The following is a 7,857-nucleotide window of genomic DNA, read 5'->3' as shown; positions in this document are numbered from 1 at the left end:
CTTATCGCAAAGAATGTGTTTTTGCTTCTATCTGCTGTTTTCATAGTCTGAGTGTAATGAATCCTAATGCTCGGTTTCTTTCAGATTCTTAGGATGTTTTGTCAGATTCTTGTGCAATCACCTTCAAGACGCAGCGTGGAACCGAGCGTTCTGTCGAGGAACGCACGGATCAACGTTGCCACCTCCTCTGCATGAGTCTCCAGCGCGAAATGTCCGGCGTCGAGCAGGTGAATCTTTGCATCCGGGAGATCTCGCTGATAAGTGGCAGCACCAGCGGGCAGAAATGCCGGATCATGACGACCCCAGACGGCGAGAAGCGGCGGACGGTGTTCGCGAAAGTAGGACTGGAAGGCTGGATAAAGTGCGACGTTGCTGCGGTAGTCGAGGATCAGATCGAGCTGGATCTCCTCCGCGTCCGGTCGCGCCATGTAGGCGATGTCGAGTTCGTAGCCGTCGGGCGACAAAAGGTGTGGATCGGCTCCGGTGCCATACTGCCAGTTCCGGATTGTGTCTGGTGCGAGCGAGGGTCGGCAGGCTTCCCGGTTCGCTGCGCTCGGTTCGCGCCAATAGGTTTCCCACGAACCCCATTCGTCACTGAAACCCTCCAGGTAAGCGTTGCCGTTCTGCGAGACGATCGCAGATATCCGTTCAGGATGGCGCATCGCCAGACGCAGACCTACTGGCGCACCGTAGTCGAAGATGTAGAGTACGTATCGATCGAGCGACAAAGCATCGGTGAAGCCCTCGATCACGTCGGTAAGGCGGTCGAACGTGTAGTCGAACGTCCCGCGTGACGGTGCCTTAGTCTGTCCGAAACCAGGTAGATCCGGCGCGACAAGCCGAAAGTGATCGGCAAGCAGAGGGATCAGGTCGCGGAACATGTGGCTGGCGGTCGGAAAGCCGTGCAACAGCAGTATCACTGGCGCATCGCTTGCCCCCGCCTCGCGGTAAAACACTTCGACATCACCAACCTGTCGAAACCCGTAGCGTATTTTCATCGTACAATTCTCTTTTTTTGATTTTCTTCCGACTGAACTTCGACGCTCAGATTTGGAATCTTGGACACCTTTCGCATACCCTACGATCGCCGCCCCTAAACCGCGAGAACCACCCGTTACCAGTGCAACTTTGCCTGCAAGTGTTGTCGTCTCGCACTGCCTTTCGACTACTGCGCTACATACCCGCCATCTACCAGCAATGTTGCACCTGTTGTGAACGATGCCAGGTCAGATGATAAAAACAGAACTGCATTTGCAACTTCAAGCGGTGTTCCAACCCGTCCGATCGGGTGAAGTCCTGTCAAGTAAGCTTTGGCTTCATCTGTAACTGCTTCAAACATATCTGTTTGGATTGCCCCTGGTGCAACGCCATTAATGCGAATACCCGCTTTGGCATATTGGAGTGCAGCAGCTTTTGTTAAACCTACTACCGCATGTTTACTCGCGGTGTAGAGGAGTATGTTAGGAAGTGCAACGACTCCAACCACAGATGCCATATTGACGATTGCACCACTTCTCTGTTTCAACATCTGAGCGATTTCATATTTCATCGACAACCAAACGCCTTTGATATTGACGTTCATAGTGCGATCGTATTCAGCTTCTGTTTGCTCAATCAATGAAGGATTTTCGCCGCCCCCTCCTGCATTATTAAAGGCAATATCCAACCGACCAAAAACGTCAACCGTTTTATCAACCATTGCTTTAACATCGGCTTCTTTCGTGACATCTGCTTGCACAAAAATAGCCTCTCCGTCAGCTTTCTTAATCAATCGAACCGTTTCTTCACCTTCATCAATTCGACGACCAACTACCACCACCTTTGCTTGTTGTTTGGCATAAGCGATCGCCGTTGTTCTACCAATTCCCGATGTGCCTCCGGTGACTAACGCCACTTTATCTTGCAGTATCATTCTGTTTCTCCTGTTGCAATCAATATTGACTTTCAAAAATTGAACTCCGATCGTATCTCAGCCCATGCCAGCGATTGCCATCACCGGGATAGTGAGCAGGTTGAAAACGACGTGAACGACGACGGCGGGTCAGACCGAGGTTTTGATGACGAAAGCCCTTAACTCGATCATCTTGTCGCCGCGAAAGCGCCAGACATCGCAGTACGAGTAATGAGCCGCCTTCCCGTCTTCGTCCTTCAGTGTGATGTCGCCGAGTGCCGTGACGAAATCACCCTCAGCGATTAAGTTGGTGACCGTAAACTTTGGCGGCTCTATGTATGTCTCTGCCATATATTGGCGAACGGCTTCTTTTCCGTTAAGGGTCTTGTCGCCTACAAACGTCCATTGCGTGTCGTCGGTGCAGAATGACAAGAATCCTTCATAGTTGCCTGCAGCGTTCGCCGCATTTGCCTCTTCTAAGATTGCTTTATTTTTCTCTGACATCTGAATCCCTCCTCTATTCAAGTGGATGCTTTAACGGAACGGTCTCTCTACCAGTGCATCACTCTCCTCAACGGGACCGACGATCGGTCCCGTTCACCCGTTACCAGGAATCTTTCGTACTCAACTAACCACCTTTATACGGTTGGTGTGCAATGGGTTTGTTATGCGACGTTTATATACTTTGTGTACAGTTCGTCTTTGTCTTAACTAACTTAATTGTAGTGAATTCCAACACTTAACTTCTTTCAGATTCTTATGGTATTACTGTTCGATTGAAAACAAGCGCTCCGCTCCAGTCTCGCAAATAAGAGCAGCAGTTTCTTCCTCTTCTACACCGGGTTTGTCGCTGAAGACAACTTTTGCGCCAGCAGTACCAAAAGCGATAATTTCGTTAAGCTTTCCTTCGGAACGCTGCGCGAACGCTAACGCGGTTGCTTTGCCAATTCCCGATGTTCCTCCAGTAACTAAAGCCACTTTATCTTGCAGTATCATCCTGTTTATCCTGTTCCAATCAATATTGACCTTCAGCACACAATCAAACTCCAATCCGTTTAGCAATTACCAACGCCGTAAATTTGGTCTAGTTTTCTGTAAACTTCAGCACAACTTTGCCCCGTGTTCCTCCCTGCTCTATACGTTGATGTGCCAGAATGACCTGATCCCAAGAAAATACTGAATCAATCACTGGGCGGAGCTGATGACGCTCAATGAGTTTTGTCAAAGCCTCTAATTTTGCTCGGTACTGGGGTGAAAAAACAAAATGAATCGTCAGATTCTTGCCCCATGCTTCAAGAAGCGATTGCGGTATTGCAACGTCTACAATGCTTGTAAGCCTACCAAAGGGACGAATAATTTCTAGACTACGCTGAATTGTTTCTCCGCCGATCGTATCTAGAACTAAATCCACACCGAGTCCATTTGTTTCTTGACGAATGATTTTTACGTAATCTTCACTTTTGTAATCAATCACCCGATCTGCGCCCAATTCTGTCACGAAATCTCGGTTTCTAGAACTACACGTCGCAAAAACGTATGCCCCGATCGCTTTGGCGAGTTGAACTGCGATCGAACCCACTCCGCCTGCACCCGCATGGATGAGAACTGTTTCACCAAGTTGTAGATTGCCCCTAGTCACTAGACAATCCCAAGCAGTTCCGCCTGCAAGCGGAAAAGAAGCTGCTTCAACGTGCGATAGATTTGCAGGCTTCAATGCAACAATCGCTGCATCAGCCACATGATACTGAGCATAGCTACCGAATTCTCCAAAAATTTGCGGTGAGTAATACACGTTGTCTCCCACCTGAAAATCAGTCACAGCTTCGCCAATTGCCTCAATCACCCCTGAAACATCGACTCCAAGGATGGCGGGTAATCGAACCAGTTCCTTGTAATCACCACGACGAGTTTGGTAGTCGATCGGGTTAATCGAGGTTGCACAAACTCTGACTAACACCTGATTCGCCTTCAGTGTTGGTGTGGGAACCGTTTGAATCTCAAACTTCTCAGCATCACCAAACGCAGTTAATACGGCTGCTTTCATAGATTCCATCTGTGCCAACTCTCCTTGATTTAGAATAAACAGCGACGGATTTCAATACCATTCAGCGTAGGTAAGTTCTCCCTAACTTCGTAAGCCAGCACGATTTGGTAAGGTAGTTACCGTTTAGTAGCAAATGCAGATATCACAGCCTCGTAGCACACCAAAAAAGTTTTCTCGCTCCCAGCCAAAGGCGATGTGCAACTTAACTAAATAGTCATGTCGTTCCATTGTTTCTCATAGTGATCTCCTTTCTTTTGTAACCCTAATGTTCAGGTCATTAGCCAACAACTGGCTGAAATTCAATTCCTCGACACTGAAGCCTAATTGCTGAATGCTTGATTCGTCTATCGATTTTGGATTGTTTTCAGAAAACCAAGATAATTCGATGCTGCTTCCTGAGCGTTTTCGATCAACAGCAAATGTCCTGCTTTGGGTAATTGAATAATTTGACTCCCTAGAAGACAGCGATGTGAGCGATCGACATCCCGAATATCATAGATTTTGTCTTCCTGACCCCAAATTGCCAGGGTCGGAACCCGACTGTGAGGCAACTGACAAAGCACATCATCATAAAGATTCACAATGTCCCAAGTCTGTTGATAATTTCGATTACGATTCACATAATCGTTCAATTTCTCGGTTTTGACCTCATCCGGAATCGTAGGAGGCGTCACGAAAAGCAGACTGATTTCTAGATCGAACTGCTCTTTGGTAATCGGAATAAAGGGATTGATGCCCTCAATAATCGATTTCCTGACGCTAGTTGCCCAATTCGTTACGCCTAGCGGTGAACCGATAAAGGCGAGGCTGCGAACTTGGTTGGGATAAAGCTGGCTGTAAAGGGCTGCGATCGTGCCCCCCATCGAGCTACCTGCAACCTCAAGGGATTGAATCTTTAGCTGCTCGACAAACTGGTGCAAGAGGGCTACCTGATTCTCTAGTGCATAGTCTTTCACGGTAAATCCAGTACTCTTGGCATAACCGGGTAGATCGGGTGCAATCGCTTGATAGCCTGCTCTAGCCAACTCGCACATCATGCCATTCCACTGCTCTTTCTCGGCAAATAATCCATGCAGCAGTAAAATCGGCTGTCCTGTCCCTGCTTGATTATAGGAAAGCGTTCCACTCCCGATTTGGGTAGAGCGAGTTGCGATGTCACAAGTTGAAGCAGGAGTTGCGCGATTCAGCCAACCAGAGCCAACAAGCACACTGACAACCAGAACGATAATAACTAACCGAAGAATGAACTTTCTCATGAATAGTTTTTCCTGACTATTCCAAATCCCAGGGTAAACGCATCTAAATTTTATTGACAAAAGTCGAAAACCTTTAGGATACAGCGCTGATCAATTCCTCGCTTTTCGCCCAAAGCTGCTTAGCTTTGTTAGCGTCAAGTGCATACGACCTTACGCCGTCGGCAAACGGGTTGGGCGTGTCATTGATCGGCGCAACTGCACAATCTTCGAGATAGTGTCCGCCGATCTCGTCTTTGTCAGCTACGACTGCTGCCCAGACCGACGTTGCGGCTGCCTGCGGAATTTCTTTCAACTCTTTCGGCGGCAGACTCGCTTCGGTGCGCGCTGCGTCAACGGTCTGCAAAAGTTCCTGCAAATCCTCTGGCGAGAAATGGCGGGGCAGGTCCGTGAGACTGTTTCCGGGCATCACCGAAGCAGCCCGAATGCCGCGATCGCGATGCCGCCTGTCAAACTCCACAGCGAACAGGGAATTAGCGGTTTTCGATCGGCTATAGGCGACCCATGGATCGTATGCCTGTTGCTCAAAATTCGGATCGTCCAAGTCGATATCGGCACCACGATGTGAGAGCGACGACAGGACTACCAGCCGTCCATTATCGACGAGCAGCGGCTCGATCCCATTGATCAGGGCGAAATGACCAAGATGGTTGGTTCCGAACTGGACTTCAAAGCCATCGATCGTCCGACCGAACGGAGTTGCCATAACGCCAGCGTTAGCGATGATGGCATCGAACGGTTGACCGTCAGCCAACAGTTTATCCGCACAGGCACGAACGCTTTGCAAGGATGCCAGATCGAGATTGATCAACTCCAGGCTGTCGCCCTGCGACGCGGCATCACGAACCGATGCAGTGGCTAGCTCAGCTTTAGTGAGGTTCCTGACCGCGCCGACGACGCTAGCGCCGTGAGAGACCAGTGAGCGGGCGGTTTCAAGCCCAATGCCTGACGATGCACCCGTAATGAGAAATCGCTTTCCCTTGAGATTAATGCCGGAAAGCACCTCGTCGGCGGTCGATTTTGCACCAAATTTTTCAGCCATTTCTTTTCCTTTCGTTAATTGTGAGTGTAAGAGTTTTGATCTTTCGCATACCCTACGATCACCGCTCCTAAACCGCGAGAACCACCCGTTACCAGTGCAACTTTGCCTGCAAGTGTTGTCGTCATGATGGACTCCTTTGGATGTATTACTGCTCAATCAAACACTGCGTACTATCGGGATGCCCTTGAGGAACCAACGGCACGGAGAGTGATCGAGCAGATGATGCAGGTCGATCGCTACTTGGTCGCAACGTGTCGCACTGCCGATCGACTACTGCGCTACATACCCACCATCTACCATCAACGTTTCACCTGTTACGAACGATGCCAGGTCAGATGATAAAAACAGGACTGCATTTGCAACTTCAAGAGGTGTTCCAACCCGTCCGATCGGGTGAAGTCCTGTTATGTAAGCTTTGGCTTCATCTTGCCCACCTGTAGCTGCTTCAAACATGTCTGTTTCGATTGCTGCTGGTGCAACGACATTGATGCGAATACCTGCTTTGGCATATTGGAGCGCAGCCGCTTTTGTCAAGCCTATTACTGCACTTTTACTCGCGGTGTAGAGAGGTACGCTAGGAAGTGCAACTACTCCATTTGCAGATGCCGTATTGACGATCGAACCACTTCCCTGTTTCAACATCTGAGCAATTTCATATTTCATCGACCACCAAACGCCTTTGACATTGACGTTCATCATGGGATAGTATTCCGCTTCTGGTTGCTCAATCAGTGAGGGATTTTCACCGACAGTTCCTGCATTATTAAAGGCAATATCTAACCGACCAAAAACACTCACCACTTTATCAACCATTGCTTCAACATCGGCTTCTTTCGTGACATCCGCTTGCACAAAAATCGCCTCTCCGCCAGCTTTCTTGATCAATCGAATAGTTTCTTCACCTTCATCCATTCGACGGCCAACAACAACAACCTTTGCTTGTTGTTGGGCATAAGCGATCGCGGTTGCTCGACCAATTCCTGAAGTTCCGCCAGTGACTAGCGCCACTTTATCCTGAAGTATCATTCTATTTCTCCTAAAATCTAAGTCCGGTTGTTCTTTCTTGAAATAATCGTGAAATCGCTTTAGAAAAAAGCTTAGACAAATCTTGCAAGCATTAGGCTAAGAGCAAAGGAAAAGGCATGAAAGCTGACATGGGATAACATCGCAGCCTCAAGCGAGTATTGCCAAAAGAGCCAACCAAAAGCAATGCCAGCAATCCCATTGAGTAATATCGCTCGGATGATCACAAGCGGAGTGAGTGGAACTATCGCGGCAGTTACGGGCAGGTGTAAAAGTCCAAATACCAGCGCTACTAGCACAATCGCACCTTGGTATATTCCTTGGCTTGGCAACGTAATGCCTTGTTTTAAGACTTTCCACGCTATCCAAACAAGCAGCGACATTAAGCCCCAGCGCATCAGAATTTCCTCAGTGAGGCCGCCATAAAGCATTGCAGTAAGTGAACTCAGCCAATTTGGTTCTGTGTGATTGGATGCCTGTAGCGCTTCAGGTAGAGCAGGTTTCATGAACCGATCGAGCAACAGGACAATGATTGTCGTCGCTGCACCTACACCCAAGCTCCATTTCATCTCAATGACAGAAAATGGAATCTTAGGGGTATGAA

General features: G+C 48.6%; 9 protein-coding genes. All 9 read right to left on the bottom strand.

Translation table 11 applies throughout. The features are described 5' to 3' along the window. Nucleotides 1-101: 101 nt before the first annotated feature. Nucleotides 102-998, bottom strand: a complete 897-nt coding sequence (locus QUA47_RS29465) for an alpha/beta hydrolase (RefSeq protein ID WP_333433412.1) — start codon at nt 996-998, stop codon at nt 102-104. A gap of 167 nt (nt 999-1,165) precedes the next feature. Further along, a complete protein-coding gene (locus QUA47_RS29460; protein WP_333433411.1) occupies nt 1,166-1,912 on the bottom strand; it encodes an SDR family oxidoreductase in 747 nt (248 codons plus the stop codon). 129 nt (nt 1,913-2,041) lie between these two features. Then, nucleotides 2,042-2,395, bottom strand: coding sequence for a nuclear transport factor 2 family protein (locus QUA47_RS29455; RefSeq protein WP_333433410.1), 354 nt, complete (start codon nt 2,393-2,395; stop codon nt 2,042-2,044). 261 nt (nt 2,396-2,656) lie between these two features. Beyond that, nucleotides 2,657-2,926, bottom strand: a complete 270-nt coding sequence (locus QUA47_RS29450; protein ID WP_333433409.1) for a hypothetical protein — start codon at nt 2,924-2,926, stop codon at nt 2,657-2,659. Nucleotides 2,927-2,975: 49 nt separating this feature from the next. Further along, on the bottom strand, nt 2,976-3,935 hold the full coding sequence (locus tag QUA47_RS29445; protein WP_333433408.1) for a zinc-dependent alcohol dehydrogenase family protein: 960 nt from the start codon (nt 3,933-3,935) through the stop codon (nt 2,976-2,978). A gap of 344 nt (nt 3,936-4,279) precedes the next feature. Continuing rightward, nucleotides 4,280-5,191 carry an alpha/beta hydrolase gene (locus QUA47_RS29440; protein WP_333408140.1) on the bottom strand — a complete coding sequence of 304 codons (912 nt, stop codon included), beginning with the start codon at nt 5,189-5,191 and terminating at the stop codon, nt 4,280-4,282. A gap of 73 nt (nt 5,192-5,264) precedes the next feature. Next, nucleotides 5,265-6,230 carry an SDR family NAD(P)-dependent oxidoreductase gene (locus QUA47_RS29435; RefSeq protein ID WP_333408141.1) on the bottom strand — a complete coding sequence of 322 codons (966 nt, stop codon included), beginning with the start codon at nt 6,228-6,230 and terminating at the stop codon, nt 5,265-5,267. Between the two features lie 270 nt (nt 6,231-6,500). Then, entirely contained in the window at nt 6,501-7,256 is a 756-nt protein-coding gene (locus tag QUA47_RS29430; RefSeq protein ID WP_333433407.1) for an SDR family oxidoreductase, read from the bottom strand. Nucleotides 7,257-7,327: 71 nt separating this feature from the next. Then, nucleotides 7,328-7,857 (bottom strand): CPBP family intramembrane glutamic endopeptidase (locus QUA47_RS29425; protein ID WP_333433406.1); only part of this gene is annotated, 530 nt, incomplete at its 5' end.

This window comes from Microcoleus sp. MON2_D5 (assembly GCF_036701905.1).
Lineage (GTDB): Bacteria > Cyanobacteriota > Cyanobacteriia > Cyanobacteriales > Microcoleaceae > Microcoleus.
The sequence above is the reverse complement of the archived record's forward strand: the minus strand, read 5'-3'. Positions and strand labels throughout refer to the sequence as shown.

Coding starts and splice junctions, on each gene's coding strand:
- QUA47_RS29460 (WP_333433411.1), bottom strand. CDS start 1,912: ATGATACTGCAAGATAAAGTGGCGTTAGTCACCGGAGGCACATCGGGA.
- QUA47_RS29445 (WP_333433408.1), bottom strand. CDS start 3,935: ATGAAAGCAGCCGTATTAACTGCGTTTGGTGATGCTGAGAAGTTTGAG.
- QUA47_RS29430 (WP_333433407.1), bottom strand. CDS start 7,256: ATGATACTTCAGGATAAAGTGGCGCTAGTCACTGGCGGAACTTCAGGA.
- QUA47_RS29435 (WP_333408141.1), bottom strand. CDS start 6,230: ATGGCTGAAAAATTTGGTGCAAAATCGACCGCCGACGAGGTGCTTTCC.
- QUA47_RS29465 (WP_333433412.1), bottom strand. CDS start 998: ATGAAAATACGCTACGGGTTTCGACAGGTTGGTGATGTCGAAGTGTTT.
- QUA47_RS29455 (WP_333433410.1), bottom strand. CDS start 2,395: ATGTCAGAGAAAAATAAAGCAATCTTAGAAGAGGCAAATGCGGCGAAC.
- QUA47_RS29440 (WP_333408140.1), bottom strand. CDS start 5,191: ATGAGAAAGTTCATTCTTCGGTTAGTTATTATCGTTCTGGTTGTCAGT.